The organism is Streptomyces amakusaensis (assembly GCF_039532665.1).
In the GTDB taxonomy this organism is placed as follows: domain Bacteria; phylum Actinomycetota; class Actinomycetes; order Streptomycetales; family Streptomycetaceae; genus Streptomyces; species Streptomyces amakusaensis.
The window spans coordinates 406,631-422,819 of sequence record NZ_BAAASB010000004.1; the positions used below are offsets into that span (position 1 = coordinate 406,631).

At 69.0% G+C, this 16,189-nt stretch carries 11 protein-coding genes and 1 pseudogene; 5 read left to right on the top strand and 7 right to left on the bottom strand.

Annotated features, from left to right (window positions below; all coding sequences use genetic code 11):
- Positions 1-129: 129 nt before the first annotated feature.
- Entirely contained in the window at positions 130-1,896 is a 1,767-nt protein-coding gene (gene arc, locus ABD371_RS09335) for a proteasome ATPase (RefSeq protein WP_190124433.1), read from the bottom strand.
- Positions 1,897-2,161: 265 nt separating this feature from the next.
- Between arc and ABD371_RS09340 the strand changes: the two genes are divergently transcribed.
- Entirely contained in the window at positions 2,162-2,473 is a 312-nt protein-coding gene (locus ABD371_RS09340; protein WP_344474766.1) for a ferredoxin, read from the top strand.
- Positions 2,474-2,525: 52 nt separating this feature from the next.
- Here ABD371_RS09340 and ABD371_RS09345 read toward each other — a convergent pair whose 3' ends face one another.
- From ABD371_RS09345 to ABD371_RS09355, 3 genes are all read right to left on the bottom strand, one after another.
- Positions 2,526-3,089: a hypothetical protein gene (locus ABD371_RS09345; RefSeq protein WP_344474768.1), complete on the bottom strand. Its 564-nt coding sequence runs from the start codon at positions 3,087-3,089 to the stop codon at positions 2,526-2,528.
- 269 nt (positions 3,090-3,358) lie between these two features.
- Positions 3,359-4,246 carry a tRNA (adenine-N1)-methyltransferase gene (locus ABD371_RS09350; RefSeq protein WP_190124436.1) on the bottom strand — a complete coding sequence of 296 codons (888 nt, stop codon included), beginning with the start codon at positions 4,244-4,246 and terminating at the stop codon, positions 3,359-3,361.
- An 88-nt stretch (positions 4,247-4,334) separates the two neighbouring features.
- Positions 4,335-5,588: a site-2 protease family protein gene (locus tag ABD371_RS09355; RefSeq protein ID WP_344474770.1), complete on the bottom strand. Its 1,254-nt coding sequence runs from the start codon at positions 5,586-5,588 to the stop codon at positions 4,335-4,337.
- A gap of 136 nt (positions 5,589-5,724) precedes the next feature.
- Here ABD371_RS09355 and ABD371_RS09360 point away from each other — a divergent pair.
- A pseudogene (locus tag ABD371_RS09360) lies at positions 5,725-6,610 on the top strand (RecB family exonuclease).
- Between the two features lie 10 nt (positions 6,611-6,620).
- Positions 6,621-7,292, top strand: coding sequence for a response regulator (locus ABD371_RS09365; protein WP_190124439.1), 672 nt, complete (start codon positions 6,621-6,623; stop codon positions 7,290-7,292).
- Positions 7,293-7,397: 105 nt separating this feature from the next.
- On the opposite strand, the gene ABD371_RS09370 is transcribed toward ABD371_RS09365, so the two are convergent.
- The 3 genes from ABD371_RS09370 to metH all read right to left on the bottom strand — a co-directional run bounded on the left by ABD371_RS09370 (position 7,398) and on the right by metH (position 13,967).
- Positions 7,398-8,987, bottom strand: a complete 1,590-nt coding sequence (locus ABD371_RS09370; protein WP_344474772.1) for an ABC transporter substrate-binding protein — start codon at positions 8,985-8,987, stop codon at positions 7,398-7,400.
- 499 nt (positions 8,988-9,486) lie between these two features.
- Positions 9,487-10,188: an HAD family hydrolase gene (locus tag ABD371_RS09375; RefSeq protein WP_381734658.1), complete on the bottom strand. Its 702-nt coding sequence runs from the start codon at positions 10,186-10,188 to the stop codon at positions 9,487-9,489.
- Between the two features lie 251 nt (positions 10,189-10,439).
- Complete coding sequence (metH, locus tag ABD371_RS09380; RefSeq protein ID WP_344474776.1) at positions 10,440-13,967, bottom strand: methionine synthase; 3,528 nt, start codon at positions 13,965-13,967, stop codon at positions 10,440-10,442.
- A gap of 240 nt (positions 13,968-14,207) precedes the next feature.
- Here metH and ABD371_RS09385 point away from each other — a divergent pair, with 240 nt between their 5' ends.
- Both ABD371_RS09385 and ABD371_RS09390 read left to right on the top strand, forming a co-directional pair.
- On the top strand, positions 14,208-14,972 hold the full coding sequence (locus tag ABD371_RS09385) for an IclR family transcriptional regulator (protein WP_344475010.1): 765 nt from the start codon (positions 14,208-14,210) through the stop codon (positions 14,970-14,972).
- 407 nt (positions 14,973-15,379) lie between these two features.
- Positions 15,380-16,165, top strand: coding sequence for an MIP/aquaporin family protein (locus ABD371_RS09390; RefSeq protein ID WP_344474778.1), 786 nt, complete (start codon positions 15,380-15,382; stop codon positions 16,163-16,165).
- Positions 16,166-16,189: the final 24 nt, after the last annotated feature.

Here is a 16,189-nt window from a genome sequence, read left to right on the forward strand (position 1 = left end):
CGCCGCGGGGGGAGATCGATCGCGTCATTGCTGGGGTGTGGCTGATCCGGCCCGCCGGGCCGGTGTGGCCCGGCGGGGAAGCGGCCGGCCGCGGACGCCCGGCCGGGGGCGTCCGCGGCCGGTGCGCCTCTACAGGTACTGTCCGGTGTTCGCCACCGTGTCGATGGAGCGACCGGTGTCCGCGCCCTGCTTTCCGGTGACGAGCGTGCGGATGAAGACGATCCGCTCGCCCTTCTTTCCGGAGATCCGGGCCCAGTCGTCCGGGTTGGTGGTGTTGGGCAGGTCCTCGTTCTCCTTGAATTCGTCCACGCACGCCTGGAGGAGATGGGCGACGCGCAGACCTTTCTGGTTGTGGTCGAGGAATGCCTTGATGGCCATTTTCTTCGCCCGGTCCACGATGTTCTGGATCATCGCTCCGGAGTTGAAGTCCTTGAAGTAGAGGACTTCCTTGTCGCCGTTGGCGTAGGTGACCTCGAGGAAGCGGTTCTCCTCGGATTCCGCGTACATCTGCTCCACCACCGACTGGATCATCGCGTGGGCGGCGGCTTCCTTGGACCCGTTGTGCTCGGAGAGGTCGTCGGAGTGCAGGGGCAGTGAGGCGGTGAGGTACTTCGCGAAGATGTCCTTGGCGGCCTCCGCGTCCGGACGCTCGATCTTGATCTTCACATCGAGACGGCCGGGGCGCAGAATCGCGGGGTCGATCATGTCCTCGCGGTTGGAGGCACCGATGACGATGACGTTCTCCAGGCCCTCGACGCCGTCGATCTCGGCGAGGAGCTGGGGGACGATCGTGTTCTCCACGTCCGAGCTGACGCCCGAGCCACGGGTGCGGAAGAGGGATTCCATCTCGTCGAAGAAGACGATGACGGGAGTGCCCTCGCTGGCCTTCTCACGAGCGCGCTGGAAGACCAGGCGGATGTGCCGCTCGGTCTCGCCGACGTACTTGTTGAGGAGTTCCGGGCCCTTGATGTTGAGGAAATAGCTCTTTCCGGCGGGCTGGCCGGTGACTTCGGCGACCTTCTTCGCAAGGGAGTTGGCGACGGCCTTGGCGATGAGCGTCTTGCCGCAGCCGGGCGGGCCGTAGAGCAGGATGCCCTTCGGCGGTCGCAGTTCGTGCTCCTTGAAGAGGTCCGGGTAGAGGTAGGGAAGCTCGACCGCGTCGCGGATCAGCTCGATCTGGTTGCCCAGGCCGCCGATCTTGTTGTAGTCGACGTCCGGGACCTCTTCGAGGACCAGCTCCTCGACCTCGCTCTTGGGGACCACTTCGTAGACATAGCCCGAGCGGGGTTCGAGGAGCAGTGCGTCGCCGGGCCGGATGGTGATGTCCAGCAGGGGCTCGGCGAGTCTCACCACTCGTTCTTCGTCGGTGTGGCCGACGACCAGGGCGCGCTCGCCGTCCTCAAGGATCTCCTTGAGGGTGACGATGTCGCCCGCGCGCTCGTACGCCATGGCCTCGACCACATTGAGCGCTTCGTTGAGCATGACTTCCTGGCCGCGCCGTAGCTCGTCGAGCTCGACGCCTGGGCTGACGTTCACCCGGAGCTTGCGGCCCCCGGTGAAGATGTCGCATGTGCCGTCCTCATTGGCCTGCAGGAAGACACCGAAGCCGGCCGGCGGCTGCGCGAGCCGGTCGACTTCCTCCTTGAGGGCCACGATCTGGTCGCGGGCCTCACGGAGGGTATTGGCGAGCCGCTCGTTCTGCGCGGACACGCCGGCCAGATTGGTCTGCAGTTCGACGATCCGCTCTTCGAGAATCCTCGTGTGACGCGGAGAGTCGGCGAGCTTGCGGCGCAGGACGGCGATTTCCTGCTCAAGATAGGCGACCTGGCCGGCTGGGTCTTCAGACCCCCGCCCCGGCCGGATGCCGCGGTTGATGTCGTCGTCGTGGGCTGCCACGGTCCTCACCTCCTCCAAGGGGAGCTGGACGCTTCCTGACCCTACCTGGGTGGGTGGTGATTGAAACCCCTAGATCACAAAGACGGTCGGGGTGTGTCCGATCTTCACCCTTGCGCTCTTCCTCACGTCAGGGGAATACCCACCCATCAACATCGGAAAGCGGGCGGTTGTAAGGTCGAAGTGTTCAACACCCGTCAGGGCTGGCGCGACTTGCGACAGATCGCTTGGCCGGACGCTCGACCCGACGCAGGAAACGGCAGGAGACATGACCGTGCAGCATGAGGCCCCGCCCGAGGGCGCCGCCGAGGATCTGGAGGTCTGGATCGACCAGGACCTCTGCACCGGGGACGGTATCTGCGCGCAGTACGCCCCGGACGTCTTCGAGCTCGACATCGACGGCCTGGCGTATGTGAAGAGCTCCGAGGACGAGCTTCTCCAGGATCCGGGGGCCACCACGCCGGTGCCGCTGCCGCTGCTCCTGGACGTGGTGGACTCCGTGAAGGAGTGCCCGGGCGACTGTATCCATGTACGTCGGGTTTCGGACAGGGTCGAGGTGTACGGCCCCGACGCGGAGTGACGATTCCGCTACCCGGAGGACCGGGGCCGCGGGCTCATGGAAGGCGCGCCGCTCAGAGCGGACGCGCCTCGTCCGGTGCCGTACGCAGGAACTTGCCGTCCGACCAGCGCCATTCGGCCTCCTCCCGCTCGTCCGGGCAGCAGCTGGGCACCTGGTCCGAGGAGTAGCCGAGCAGAGCGGCGCTGATCGTTCCGTTCCGTATCGCGAGCCGCTCGACACTCTGCCGCCGCTCGGGGCCGATCAGTGTGGCGACCACCCTCCCGGTGCCGTCCCGGCCCGCCGCGAGGACGTAGATCCCGCTGGGCGGGGTGCCGGAGCCGGCCTGGCAGCGGGCCACGACGACTCGTTCGAGCCCCCCGTCGCCGTCGAGATCGCCGACAGCCTCCCGTACCACCGCGCTGGGAACCGAGCCGCACTCCAGGGGGAGCGGGGTGCGCACATCGGGCGCGGGCCGCCCGGCGGCGGGGGCGGCGCGATCGGGCTGGGAGGCCGTGGCCGCGCCGGGCTGGAGCAGTCCCGCGAGCGCGACGACCGCGGCCGTCGCGGCAGCGGTGGCGAGCCAATGGACCGGGCGGCTCCGATTGTGCGCGAGGTCCGGGAGCGCGGAGGTCTGCACGCGTGAAGTCTCCTGTGAAGGCGAAGCCGGCGGCACGTCGGCGGCGGGAGGGAGGTTTGCATCGTGCCACACGTCACAGGGCTGGGGAACGGCAGGGTGCGGGCCCGCTTGTCAGGGTTTCGTAACCGTCCCGGGGCCGAACGCGAGGACGCCGCCGCCGAGTTCCCTTTCGCGAAGCGGATCGCGAGGGGAACTCGGCGGCGGCGGTGAGGCGTTGTCCGGTACGGAGGCGGGGGAAGGTCCCTCGCCCACCGGGCCGGCGGTGGGGGTCAGCCCTTGTTGGGGCCTTCGTAGTCGTCGCCGTAGGCGCCCTTGGCGGGCCGGCGGCGGCGCATCGGAGGCTCGACGCCGTCGGCGAGACGCCGCGCGGTGACGAGGAAGCCGGTGTGCCCGATCATCCGGTGGTCGGGGCGGACGGCGAGTCCTTCGACGTGCCAGTTGCGGATCATCGACTCCCAGGGCTGCGGCTCGGCGAAGCACCCGATCTCACGGATGGACTCGACGGTCCGCGCGAGCTGGGTGGTGGTCGCGACGTAGCAGCAGAGGATGCCGCCGGGGACGAGCGCCTTGGAGACGGCGTCCAGGCACTCCCAGGGGGCGAGCATGTCGAGGATCACTCGGTCGACGTCGGCGTCCGAGAGATTGTCCTGAAGATCGCCGACAGTGAGCTGCCAGGCGGGGTGCGGACCGCCGAAGTAGCGCTCCACATTCTGCTGGGCGATCTCGGCGAAGTCCGGACGGCGCTCGTAGGAGTGGAGCATGCCGTGGTCGCCGATGGCGCGGAGCAGGAAGGCGCTGAGGGAGCCGGAGCCCACTCCCGCTTCGACGACGCGCGCACCGGCGAAGATGTCGGCGAAGGCCAGGATCTGCCCCGCGTCCTTGGGGTAGACCACGGCGGCGCCGCGGGGCATGGACAGGACATAGTCGGGGAGCAGGGGGCGCAGCGCGAGGTAGGCCACGTTTCCCGTGGTTCGGACAACACTGCCCTCAGGAGCGCCGATCAGCTCGTCGTGCGGGAAGGACCCTTTATGGGTGTGGAAGTTCTTCCCGGCTTCGAGCGTGAACGTGTAGTGGCGGCCCTTGGGATCGGTGAGCTGGACCTGGTCCCCGACCTTGAAGGGCCCGCGTCGGCGGGCGGCACCGGTCGGTTCGGACATGTGACCAGCGTACCGGGCCCGGGGAGGGCCTGAGCACCTGACCGCCCGCTCCGGGCCCGCCGGCGGCCGGAGGCGGGTCCGGAGGGGGTCAGTGGGGGCGGGCCATGGCGGCGACGAAGGCGCGTTCGACATCGGCGGTGGAGAGTACGCCGTAGATCTCGCCGCTCTCCTCGATCACCAGGTACTCGGTGGCGGGGGTGGCCCTGAGGCGGTCGAGGAGGGCTTCGCCGGCGAGGGCGGCGGGGAGCCTCATGTCGTCGGTGAGGTCCTGGGCGAGCCCGCTGACGGCGACCCAGGGCCGCCGGTGCTCGGGGACGCCGACGATGGCGGTCTCGCGGACGAGTCCGGTGGGCTCTCCGTGGCCGTCGACGACGACCAGGGCGCGGGCTCCGGACTCGTTGGCGCGGCGGAGGGCCTCGGAGAGCGGGGTGCTCGACTCGACCGGCACGGCGCGCCTGGTGAGCGTGCGGGCCTCCAGCTCGGGGAGGTGCTCGCGCAGCCGGGCGACGCGGAGGCTGTTGCCCGCTCCGGTCCAGATGATCGCGGCGAGGATGGCGGCGAGGAGCGCGTCGGTGACGGTCTCGGTGCCGCCGATGTCCTGGGTGGGGTTGCCGAGGACGCCGGTGTGGGTGAGGAGGGGGAGGCCGATGAGGACGGCGACGGCGAGGGCGCGGCCGACCCAGGCGGCGGCGATGGTGCCGCTCATGGGCTTGCCGGTGATCTTCCAGACGACGGCGCGGAGCATGCGTCCGCCGTCGAGGGGGAGACCGGGGAGGAGGTTGAAGGCGGCGACGATGAGGTTGGAGATCATCAGGCCGGCGAGGAGGACTCCGGGGACGGTGCCGGGGTCGACGGCCTGCATGCCGAGGTAGAAGACCCCGGCGAGGACGAGGGAGAGCAGCGGGCCGACGAAGGCGAGGATGAATTCGCGGCCGGGGGTCTCGGTCTCCTTCTCGATCTCCGAGACGCCGCCGAAGAACTGGAGCTGGATGCGGCGCACCGGGAGCTTGAAGCGGAGGGCCGCGACGGTGTGGGCCAGCTCGTGGACGAGCACGGAGGCGTAGAAGGCGACGGCGAAGAAGAGGGAGACCAGATAGCGGGCTCCGCCGAGGTCGGGCAGGACGCGGTCGAGCTGGCCGCCGAAGACCCAGGTGATGAGGGCGGCGACGAGGAACCAGCTGGGGGCGACATAGACGGGCACGCCGAAGGGGCGGCCCATGAGGATGCCGCCGCCGGGGCCGGGGCGCTGCGGTTTGCCCTTGCGGCCGGGGCCCTGGGGATCGTCTCCCCCGGCGTCGGCCCGCGCCCGCTTGCGCTCGCCTCGCTTGTCGTCCTCGTTCACGGGTTCCCTTCGTCTCGGTGGGGCGGCCGTGCCGCTCGGCGGGGCGGTCTGCCGCCCCTTCGATCATGCGGTGTACCGACCTCTGACGTCGATGGTATTGCGCTCGCTGTCAGTGGGGGGCCTTAGGGTCGTGGTCATGAGGACGAGTGACGAGCCGTTGCCGGGCCGGCCGCCGATGTCGCTGTCGCCTTCGCGGGCGAGCGATTTCATGCGATGCCCCCTGCTGTACCGGTTTCGGGTGATCGACAGGCTGCCGGAGAAGCCGAGTGCCGCGGCGACCCGGGGGACGCTGGTGCACGCGGTGCTGGAGCGACTTTTCGACGCCCCGGCGGCGGAGCGGACGGCTCCGCGGGCGAAGTCGCTGGTTCCGGGGCAGTGGGACCGGCTGCTGGCGGACCGGCCGGAGCTGGGTGAGCTGTTCTCGGGGGACGAGGGCGGTGAGCGGCTGGCGGGCTGGCTGGGCGAGGCGGAGGCGCTGGTGGAGCGCTGGTTCTCGCTGGAGGATCCGACGCGGCTGGAGCCGGCCGAGCGCGAGATGTTCGTGGAGACGGAGCTGGAGTCCGGGCTGCGGCTGCGCGGGGTGATCGACCGGGTGGATGTGGCCCCGTCGGGCGAGGTCAGGATCGTCGACTACAAGACCGGCAAGGCCCCCCGCCCCGAGTACAGCGAGGGCGCGCTGTTCCAGATGAAGTTCTACGCGCTGGTGATCTGGCGGTTGAAGGCCGTGGTGCCGCGCCGGCTCCAGCTGGTCTATCTGGGCAGTGGCGATGTGCTGACGTACGACCCGGTGCCGGCGGATCTGGAGCGGGTGGAGCGCAAGCTGCTGGCGCTCTGGGAGGCGATCAGGGCGGCGACGGAGTCGGGCGAGTGGCGGCCCCGGCCCACGAAGCTGTGCGGCTGGTGTGACCATCAGTCGGTCTGTCCGGAGTTCGGGGGCACTCCCCCGGTGTATCCGCTGAGCGTTTCCCCGGCCGCTTCCTAGCCGGGAGGGTCAGGGCAGAATGGGTCCGACCGACTTGTGAGGAGTTCCCTGTGGCCATCCGCGTTCTGCTGGTCGATGATCAGCCGCTGCTGCGTACCGGTTTCCGGATGATTTTGGAGGCCGAGCAGGATGTCGCGGTCGTCGGTGAGGCCGGGGACGGTCTCCAGGCGCTCGATCAGGTGCGGGCGCTTCAGCCCGATGTGGTGCTGATGGACATCCGGATGCCCCGGATGGACGGCGTCGAGGCGACGCGGCAGATCACCGGTCCCGGGCGGGACGGTCCGGCGAAGGTCCTGGTGCTGACCACCTTCGACCTGGACGAGTACGTGGTGGAGGCGCTGCGCGCGGGGGCGAGCGGGTTTCTGCTGAAGGACGCCCCGGCGGATGAGCTGGTGCAGGCGATCCGGGTGGTGGCGGCGGGCGAGGCGATGCTCGCGCCGAGCATCACGCGCCGGCTGCTGGACAAGTACGCGGGCCATCTCCCCTCGGGCGAGGAGCCGCTCCCGGACACGCTGCACACGCTGACCGACCGCGAGGTCGAGGTGCTGAAGCTGGTGTCGCGGGGCCTGTCCAACGCGGAGATCGCCGCCGATCTGTTCGTCAGCGAGACGACGGTGAAGACGCATGTGGGCCATGTGCTGACGAAGCTGGGGCTGCGGGACCGGGTGCAGGCCGCGGTGTACGCGTACGAGAGCGGTCTGGTGCGCCCCGGCGCGCAGTAGGCCCCCCGGCCGGACCGGGAGTGGACCGGGAGTGGACGACGCCGAGCGGCGGCGGGCGAGATGCCCGCCGCCGCTCGTTCGTCTGTCCGGGTGACCCCGAGGGGTCTACTTGCCGGTGTTCTCCAGCTCCCAGAGCTGGAGGTCGGAGCTGCCGTTGAGGAGGCTCTCCACTCCGTTGACGCCCTTGCGGGAGGCGACGTACTGCTTGCCCTGCCAGAGCGGCAGCACGGGGACGTCCTCGGCGATGATCTGCTGAAGCCTGGCGAAGGTGTCGTCGGCGGCGGCGCGGTCGGCGAGGCGGCGGGACTCGGGGATCAGCTTGCGGGCCTCGGTGCTCACATACGGCGAGTTGAGGAAGTTCCCCTTCTCCAGGAAGGGCGCGATGTAGTTGTCCGGGTCCGGGAAGTCGGGGACCCAGCCGAGGCCGTAGACGGGGTAGTCACCGCGCTGGCCGGCGGCGCGGAACTCCGACCACTCGGCGCCCTTGACGGTGACCTGGAAGAGCCCGGAGGCGTTCAGCTGGTCGCGGATGGCCTCGAACTCCTCGACCGCGTAGCGGTCGTTCGCGTAGTGCAGGGAGATCTTGACCGGGGTGGTGATGTTGGCCCGCTGGAGATACTGCTTGGCCCGCTTGACGCTGGGATCGCCGTACTTGTTGTAGAAGGCGTTCTCATGGCCTCCGACGCTGGCGGGGATGAGCGAGTACAGCGGCTCGGCGGTGGCGGCGTGGACGTCGGCGGCGATCTGGCCCCGGTCGATCAGGGCGGCCATGGCCTGGCGTACGGCCTTGTCCTTCACCGAGGGGTGGTCGGTGTTGAAGGCGAGGTACTGGATGGAGAGGCCGGGCAGTTCGGTGAGCTGGATGTCCTTGCTGGGGTTGTCCAGCATCTTCGCTATGTGCTTGGAATCGATCTCCCGGGTGGCGATGTCGATGTCGCCCTTCTCCAGGGCCTTGGTCATGGCCTCGGAGTCCTTGAAGACGCGCAGCTCGACCTTGCTGTTCCGCAGCTCCAGGTCGCCCTGGTACGAGTCGTTCTTGCTGAAGACGACCTTGGTGACGGCGCCGCCCTCGTCCGTGGCCTTCATCGTGTACGGACCCGAGCCGTTGACCTGGAGCCCCTTGCGGAGCTTGTCGCCGTCGTAGTCCTTCTTGTTCAGGATCGCGGCGGCCGGGGTGGAGAGCTTGTACGGGAACGTCGCGTCCGGCGTGGAGAGGTGGAAGACGAGTTCGTGCTCGCCCTTGATCTCGATGGTGTCGAGGTTCGAGAGCAGGGCGGCGGCGCCGTTGGGGTCGTTGATCTTGAGCAGGCGCTCGACGGAGAACTTGACGTCCTCGGCCGTGACCGCGGTGCCGTCGGAGAACTTGAGACCGCTGCGGAGCTTGCAGCGGTAGCTCTGCGAGGCGTTGTCGGTGAAGGCGCAGGACTGGGCGGCGTCCGGCACGGGCTCACCGCCGCCGCGAGGGGCGTGCATCAGCGTCTGGAGGGTCTGCCGCAGCACGTTCCAGGAACCGGTGTCATAGGCGAACGCCGGGTCGAGGGGCGCGGGAGAGTCCTTGCCCTCGATGATCTTGTCCGTAGTGCCCACGACAATGGCGTCGCCGCCACCTGCCCCGCTCTCCGTACTGCCGCAGGCGACGAGTACGGGCGCGAGCAGACCGACCATGGCCGGCAGCACCAGAGTCTTACGGTTCATCCTGGACGTTCTCCTCATCCGGCACTGGGATACAGCATGTACGGGAGGCTTCGCCGCGGCCGCCCGGTGGGGCGGTTCGATCGGTCCGTGAAATCAGGACGATCGGTCCTGGTGTTCGCGGCGGTTGTGCGACCGCCGGGGCGCATCGGTGTCGCGGCGAAGACTCGCGAAGAGATTAGTCGGCGGAGGCCGCGCGGTCTCACCGGGCCGGAACCGGTGCGCATTCGCTCCGTGATCGCTTGTATCGATCAGTGAATGGTCACGCCACGGAATGTTCCGCACACATCTCCATGAATGCGGACACAAGGACCATCCGGACCCACCTCAAGGCGCGCCCGAACCTCCCCGAACAGGGCCGTCCGGGGAATTCTCGGTGATGAACGTCACGCGTAGAAAGTTATCGGAGGGGTCCTGCATAAACGCAGATCAGGCCAATCGGAATATCCGACCGGCGTGAACCGTGTTTCTTCGAAATTCAAGAAACACGGACAGTGCCGTCTCAGTTCATGGGTGTGATGAGGCCGCGGAGAAAGCTGAGGTTCACTTCTTCGAGGGATCCGACGACGGTCCGGCCCTCGGCGGGGGCGATGGGGGCGACGGAGGGGACGGCGACCACCCGGCAGCCGGCCGCTTCGGCGGAGGCGACCCCGGTGGCGGTGTCCTCGATGACGGCGCAGCGGGCGGGGTCGACGGCCAGGCCTCTGGCGGCGAGCAGATAGGGGTCCGGATACGGCTTGGTGCGGGGGGTCTCGTCGCCGGCGACCGAGAGCGTGAAGTTGGCGGGGCCCAGGGAGGCGAGGACCCGGTCGATGATGCGGCGGTGCGAGGCGGAGACCAGCGCTGTGGGCACCCGGTGGGCGGCGAGTTCGGCGAGCAGCCGTTCGGCGCCGGGCATCAGCGGCACACCGCGGTCGATCCTGGCCTCGAAGCGGTCGTTGAGCAGCACGGTGAGTTCGGGCAGGGCTATGTCCGCCCCGGTCATCTCGATGAGGAAGCCCGCGCTGCGGCTCATGGGGCCGCCGACCACCACATCGCGCCAGGCCTCGTCCAGCTCGTGTCCGAGGTCGCCAAAGACCTCCGCCTCCGCCTCCCACCAGAAGCCCTCGGTGTCCACGAGGGTGCCGTCCATGTCGAGGAAGACCGCCTCAAGTCCGGCCCCGTCGGCCGGAAGGGTGAACGACTCGGGGACCCTGCTGGTCAGCGACGCGGGGACCGTGCTGGTCATGGGCACACCTCCGGGAGGGACGAGAAGGCCGGTCGCCCTTTTCCACGGCTCTCCCGCGGAAACAAGTCGACCGGCCTGCTTGGGACCGACAAGTGTACGTCCGGCGGGGCGAAAGCGCCCGGGGACAGCGGCGGCATCCCTCCGAGGGGTGGTGCGCGGGGCCCGGAGACGGTACGAGCCCGCCCCCGGAGCGCCGGGGGCGGGCTCGTACGGTGGTACGGGGGCGGTTACCGCGCGTTGAAGTACTTCGCCTGGGGGTGGTGGATGACGATGGCGTCGGTGGACTGCTCGGGATGGAGCTGGAACTCTTCCGAGAGATGGACCCCGATCCGTTCCGGCTGGAGGAGTTCCGCGATCTTCGCCCGGTCCTCGAGGTCCGGGCACGCCCCGTACCCCAGCGAGAACCGCGCGCCCCGGTACTTGAGCGCGAACATGTCCTCCACGTCGGCCGGGTCCTCCCCCGCGTAGCCGAGTTCCGCGCGGACCCGTGCGTGCCAGTACTCGGCGAGGGCTTCGGCGAGCTGGACGGAGAGTCCGTGGAGTTCGAGGTAGTCGCGGTAGGCGTCCTGGGCGAAGAGTTCGGCGGTCGCCTCCCCGATCCGGGAACCGACCGTCACGACCTGGAGACCCACCACATCCACCTCGCCCGACTCCTCGGGGCGGAAGAAGTCCGCCAGGCACAGGTAGCGGCCCCGGCGCTGGCGGGGGAAGGTGAACCGGGTCCGCTCCGAGCCGTCCTCGTGGAGAAGGATCAGATCGTCGCCCTTGGACACGCAGGGGAAATAGCCGTAGACCACGGCGGCCTCAAGCATGTTCTCGGTGTGGAGCTTGTCGAGCCAGCCGCGCAGATGCGGGCGGCCCTCGCTCTCCACCAGCTCCTCGTAGGAGGGCCCGTCACCCGCGCGCGCCTGCTTCAGCCCCCACTGCCCCTTGAACAGCGCGCCCTCGTCCAGCCACGAGGCGTACTCCTTCAGCTGGATCCCCTTGATCACCCGTGTCCCCCAGAACGGCGGCACCGGCACCGGATTGTCCACCGCGACATCCGAGCGCGCCGGGATCTCCGGCTCCACCACATCCAGGACGGGGGTGTCGCGTTTGGCGACCCGGCGCTGCTTGAGTTCCGGCAGTACCGCGCCGGGGACCCCGCGTTTGACGGCGATCAGCGCGTCCATCAGCCGCAGGCCCTCGAACGCGTCCCGCGCGTAGCGGACTTCTCCTTCGTAGATCTCGTGGAGGTCCTGTTCGACATAGGCGCGGGTGAGGGCGGCGCCGCCGAGGATGACGGGGTAGTCGGCGGCCATGTTGCGCTGGTTGAGTTCCTGGAGGTTCTCCTTCATGATCACCGTCGACTTGACCAGCAGGCCGGACATGCCGATCACATCGGCGCGGTGTTCCTGAGCGGCTTCGAGGATCGCGGACACCGGCTGTTTGATGCCGAGGTTGACCACGTTGTAGCCGTTGTTGGAGAGAATGATGTCGACGAGGTTCTTGCCGATGTCGTGGACGTCGCCGCGGACCGTGGCGAGGACGATGGTGCCCTTGCCCTCCGCGTCGGACTTCTCCATGTGGGGTTCGAGGTAGGCGACCGCGTTCTTCATCACCTCGGCGGACTGGAGCACGAACGGCAGCTGCATCTGCCCCGAGCCGAACAGCTCGCCGACGACCTTCATCCCCTCCAGAAGGGTGTCGTTCACGATCGCCAGCGCCGGTCGCTCCTGGAGGGCCTCGTCCAGGTCGCGCTCCAGGCCGTTCTTCTCCCCGTCGATGATCCGCCGCTGGAGACGCTCCTCCAGGGGGAGCGCGAGGAGTTCCTCGGCCCGGCCCGCCTTCAGCGACTTGGTGTTCACTCCCTCGAACAGGGCCATCAGCTTCTGGAGCGGGTCGTAGCCCTCCGCCCGCCGGTCGTAGATCAGGTCCAGGGCGGTGGTGACCTGTTCCTCGTCGAAGCGGGCGATCGGCAGGATCTTCGACGCGTGCACGATCGCCGAGTCCAGACCGGCCTTCACACACTCGTCCAGGAACACCGAGTTCAGCAGCACCCGCGCCGCCGGATTCAGACCGAAGGAGATGTTCGACAGGCCCAGGGTGGTCTGGACGTCGGGGTGGCGGCGCTTCAGCTCCCGGATCGCGCCGATCGTCGCGATCCCGTCACCCCGCGACTCCTCCTGCCCCGTGCAGATCGTGAACGTGAGGGTGTCGATCAGAATGTCCGACTCCAGGATCCCCCAGTTCCCCGTCAGATCGTCGATCAGGCGTTCCGCGATCGCGACCTTGTGCTCGACGGTGCGGGCCTGGCCCTCCTCGTCGATCGTCAGCGCGATCAGCGCCGCGCCATGCTCCTGAGCGAGACGGGTGACCTGCGCGAACCGTGATTCCGGGCCGTCGCCGTCCTCGTAGTTGACGGAGTTGATGACCGCACGGCCGCCCAGCTTCTCCAAACCGGCCCGGATCACCTCCACCTCGGTCGAGTCCAGCACCAGGGGCAGCGTCGAGGCGGTGGCGAAGCGGCCCGCCAGCTCCGCCATGTCCGCCACACCGTCCCGGCCGACATAGTCGACACACAGATCGAGCATGTGCGCGCCCTCACGGATCTGGTCCCGGGCGATCTCCACACAGTCGTCCCAGCGGGCCTCCAGCATCGCCTCGCGGAACTTCTTCGACCCGTTCGCGTTCGTCCGCTCGCCGATCGCCATGTAGGAGGTGTCCTGACGGAACGGCACCGTCTGGTACAGCGACGCCGCCCCCGGCTCCGGACGCGGCTCCCGCGCTCCCGGAACCAGCCCCCGCACCCGCTCCACCACCTGCCGCAGATGCTCCGGCGTCGTCCCGCAGCACCCGCCCACCAGCGACAGCCCGTACTCCCCGACGAACGTCTCCTGCGCATCCGCCAGCTCGGACGCCGACAGCGGATAGTGCGCGCCGTTCTTCCCCAGCACCGGCAGACCGGCGTTCGGCATGCACGACAGAGGGATCCGCGAATGACGGGCCAGATAACGGAGATGCTCACTCATCTCCGCCGGCCCCGTCGCGCAATTCAGACCGATCATGTCGATGCCCAAAGGCTCCAGCGCCGTCAGAGCGGCGCCGATCTCCGAGCCCAGCAGCATCGTGCCCGTCGTCTCGACCGTCACCGAACAGATCAGCGGCAGATCCAGGCCCGAGACATCCAGCGCGCGCCGGGCTCCCAGGATCGCCGCCTTCGTCTGCAGCAGATCCTGCGTCGTCTCCACCAGCAGCGCGTCCGCACCACCGGCGATCATGCCCTCCGCGTTCGCCTGGAACGCGTCCCGCAACACCGTGTAAGGGGCGTGGCCCAGCGTCGGCAGCTTGGTCCCCGGCCCCATCGACCCCAGCACCCAGCGCTGCTGTCCCGTGGACGCCGTGAACTCGTCGGCGACCTCCCGGGCGATCCGCGCGCCCGCCTCGGACAGCTCGTGCACCCGCTCAGGAATGTCATACTCCGCCAGCGCCGCGAAATTCGCCCCGAACGTATTCGTCTCGACACAGTCGACACCCACACCGAAATACGCGGCATGGACGGACCGCACAATGTCCGGGCGGGTCACATTCAGGACCTCATTGCAGCCCTCGAGATTCTCGAAATCCTCAAGAGTCGGATCCTGCTCCTGGAGCATCGTCCCCATCGCACCATCAGCGACAACGACACGCGTGGCGAAAGCCTCACGGAGGGCTGCGATCCTGGTCCGGCTGTCTGCGGAAGCGGAAGGGGCGGAAGAGGTCGGCAACGAGGCCATGGAATGAGCTCCCTGGGATGCGACGGCTGTCGGCTTTGCGGCTTCCGGTGAGAAGGCGCACGGAGTCAGAGTAACCGCAGGGGGCCTGCGGAGTCGTGGGTGTTCCACGGGGCGGACCAAGTTGGCCGGAGGGCTTCTGTGAACCCGTCTGCCACGAGATACTCGCTCCACACTGACCTAGGTCGACATCGACCGATAGTGTTCAGCATTGTCGAACAGCAGTGGGAGAGGGCCGATCCGATGGCGAAGAGCATCCAGTCACTGGAGCGCGCTGCGGCGATGCTGCGTCTGCTCGCGGGCGGAGAGCGCCGGCTGGGTCTCTCGGACATCGCCTCCTCGCTGGAACTGGCCAAGGGGACGGCCCACGGCATTCTGCGCACGCTCCAGGCCGAGGGCTTCGTGGAGCAGGACCCGGCCTCCGGCCGCTATCAGCTGGGGGCCGAGCTGCTGCGGCTGGGCACCGGCTATCTGGACGTCCACGAGCTGCGCGCCCGCGCCCTGGTCTGGACGGACGACCTGGCCCGCTCCAGCGGCGAGAGCGTCCATGTGGGCGTGGCCCACCAGCACGGCGTGCTCATCGTCCACCACGTCTTCCGCCCCGACGACAGCCGCCAGGTGCTGGAGGTGGGGGCCATGCAGCCGCTGCACTCCACGGCGCTGGGCAAGGTGCTGGCGGCCTACGACCCGGTGGCGCACACGGAGGCCCTGGAGGCCGAGCGGGAGGCCTTCACCTCCCGGACGGTGACGGGTCCGGCGGAGTTCGAGGCGGTCCTCGACCTCACCCGCGCGCGCGGGTGGGCGGCCGACGTGGAGGAGACCTGGGAGGGTGTGGCGGCGGTCGCCGCGCCCATCCACGACCGGCGGCGGATGCCCGTGGGGGCGGTCGCCATCACCGGTGGCGTGGAGCGGGTCTGCGAGGGCCGGGAGCTGCGGTCCGAGCTGGTGGCGGCCGTGCGCGAGTGCGCCCGCTCGGTCTCCCGCGATCTCGGCGCCGGCCGGTTCTGACCCGGCGGACGCCCCCGCCCGCCCTCCGGGCCGGTCACCCCGGCCCCTGACGCGCATCCCCTCCGGCCGCCCTCCGGCGAGCCGGACGCCTCCGCGTGCCCGCGCCCGCCGCGCCGCCCCCGCCCGCCCCGGCGGCCCGGCGCGCGCCGCCCGTGCCGCGCACCGTGCGGCCCCACGCGCACGGGCGCATCATCGATAACGATCGGGCTTTGGGGGCATACGACCCTTGACGTCAAGTTGACCAGGGACAAAACTGCCGTTCATCGGTCGGCATTGTCGAACAACTACCGGCGATACCCGTTAGAGTGTGACAAGCGCCAAGGGCCGACAACGCCCTCACCTGAGGGCGCGAACCCCCGGAGTGACCGGGGTTCGCCTTCCCCTGGACGAAGGACAAAGGAGTCGCGGTGTCCAGCTCCGACATCTTTATCGGCGAGATCATCGGAACAGCTGTTCTGATCCTGCTCGGCGGTGGCGTGGTAGCCGCCGTCACCCTCAAGAATTCCAAGGCGCGCGGCGCCGGCTTCCTCGCCATCACCCTGGCGTGGGGCTTCGCGGTGATGACCGCCGTCTACATCAGCGGCCCGCTCTCCGGCGCCCATCTCAACCCCGCCGTCACCCTCGGCATCGCCATCAAGGACGGGGTCTGGGACAACTTCGGCGTCTACCTCGCCGGCCAGCTGCTCGGCGCGATGCTCGGCGCCGCACTGGCCTGGGTCGCCTACTACGGCCAGTTCCGGTCGCATCTCACCGATCCCGAGATCATCGGCGATCAGGCCGAGAAGCCGATCGAGGGCCCGCACAACGGCAGCAAGGCCGGCCCGGTCCTCGGCATCTTCGCCACCGGCCCCGAGATCCGCGTCGTCTGGCAGAACCTCGCCACCGAGATCCTGGGCACCACGGTGCTCGTGCTCGCCGTGCTCACCCAGGGCCTCAACGACGAGGGCAAGGGCCTGAGCATCCTCGGCGGACTGATCACCGCCTTCGTGGTCGTCGGTATCGGCCTCTCCCTCGGCGGCCCGACCGGCTACGCCATCAACCCGGCCCGTGACCTGGGCCCCCGTATCGTTCACGCCCTGCTGCCGCTGCCCAACAAGGGCGGCTCCGACTGGGGCTACGCCTGGATCCCGATCGCCGGTCCGCTGGCCGGCGGAGCACTCGCCGCGGGTATCTACAACCTCGCGTTCGTCTGACCATGAGCGCACGCCGTATACGTA